Below are 1,467 nucleotides of genomic sequence, written 5' to 3'. Positions count from 1 at the left end.
GTCGACCGACAGCGTCAGGTCCTCGGTCTCGACCGAGAGCCGGCGTCCTGCGTCACTCCCGTTCACTCGTCGTGACACGGACGCCGCCGTCGATTCGCCACTCGGCGTGTTCGGCGTCGTCGCCCGTGCCGCTCGGCACCTCGACGGTCATGTCCTCGAACTGATAGTGAATCTCCGCGTTCCGGCCGGTCAGGCGGTCGTACAGACCGATCGCGAGGTCCGGCCAGGTGGTCGTTTCGTCGATACGCTCTTCGGGAGTTTCGGCGTCACTCATACGACCACACATTAGTGATTGATTCACATAAATAAACGGGCTAACACGCCGACGGTCGGATTCGCACCGCTCGGTTCGACGGCGTCGGCGGGTATCGGCCGGTCGTCGACGCGAATCGGCCGTCGACGCGGATCAGTCGTCGGTCCGCGTCAGCCGAACGTCGAGGCACACGTTGTGCTCGTGGGGGGCGTACGACCGGACGACGCGTTCGGTCTCGACGGTGACCGCATACTCGTCGCCCGCGGCGGCCTCTAACGCGCGGCGGCCCGGGCCGAACGGGTCGTCCTCGTGTTGGATGTCGTAGTAGTGGACCACGCAGTCGTCGCCGGCGAGCGCGACCGCCGTGTCCACGAACTCGTCCGCGGAGTGCGGGAGGTTCATCACGAGCCGGTCGGCGGTGTCGGCGTACGCGTCCGCGATAGCCCGCACGTCGCCCGCGATCGCGGTCACCCGGTCGGCGACGCCGTTCCGCTCGGCGTTCTCGCGGAGGTACTCGACCGCGCGCTCGTTGAGGTCGCAGGCGACCACGTCCGCGCCGCGGGCCGCCATCGGGACCGCGTACGGTCCCACACCGGCGAACATGTCGACCGCCGACTCGCCGGACCGTCACCTGCTCCGCGACGCGGTGGCGCTCGGTCGCGAGCCGCGGCGAGAAGTACACCGCGGCCACGTCCAACAGGAACTCGTGGCCGTACTCGCGGTGGACCGTCTCGGTGCCGTTCCCGGCCAGCACGTCCCACTCGCGGACGCGAAGTTCGCCCTCGATCGGCGAGGCGCGGTTGAGGACCGTCTCGCAGGGGACGTGCGAGGCCATCACGGCGTCGGCGATCGCCTGCGCGCGCTCGTCGTCGTCCTCGTCGACGATGACAATGTCGCCGAGCCGTTCCAGCGAGGGCTCGTAGCCGAGGATCGCCGCGGGCGTCGTGGGTCGGTCCCGCGTCTCTGCGTCGCGTTCGACGACCCGGTCCGCGAGGTCGGCGGGCACCCGCTCGCGGCCCGCGACGGGGATGTAGATCGTGTCGCCGTCGACGGCGATCTCGTGGTCGCCGTCGAGGGCGTCCGCGTCGGCGAGGCGGCTCCGGACAGTCTCGCCGCGCTCGCGGGCGACGGCGACGCAGGGAACGCTCATCGTCGGGAGGAGGCGGGCGAGCGAATAAACGGTGACGCTTCGCGGGCCGCACCCGGGAACCGAG

At 70.1% G+C, this 1,467-nt stretch carries 1 protein-coding gene and 1 pseudogene; both read right to left on the bottom strand.

Annotated features, from left to right (window positions below; translation table 11 throughout):
• Nucleotides 1–52: 52 nt before the first annotated feature.
• Nucleotides 53–274 (bottom strand): hypothetical protein, encoded by a 222-nt coding sequence (locus BN903_RS08585; RefSeq protein ID WP_048077354.1) that lies wholly within the window; start codon nt 272–274, stop codon nt 53–55.
• 132 nt (nt 275–406) lie between these two features.
• A pseudogene (locus BN903_RS08580) lies at nt 407–1,403 on the bottom strand (class I SAM-dependent methyltransferase).
• Between the last annotated feature and the right edge of the window lie 64 nt (nt 1,404–1,467).

Source organism: Halorubrum sp. AJ67 (assembly GCF_000513435.1).
Note: the sequence above shows the minus strand (reverse complement) of the source record. Positions and strands in the feature narration are given on the sequence as shown.

Bases quoted from the DNA above. Each gene is read 5' to 3' on its own strand.
- BN903_RS08585 (WP_048077354.1), bottom strand. From the start codon at position 274: ATGAGTGACGCCGAAACTCCCGAAGAGCGTATCGACGAAACGACCACC.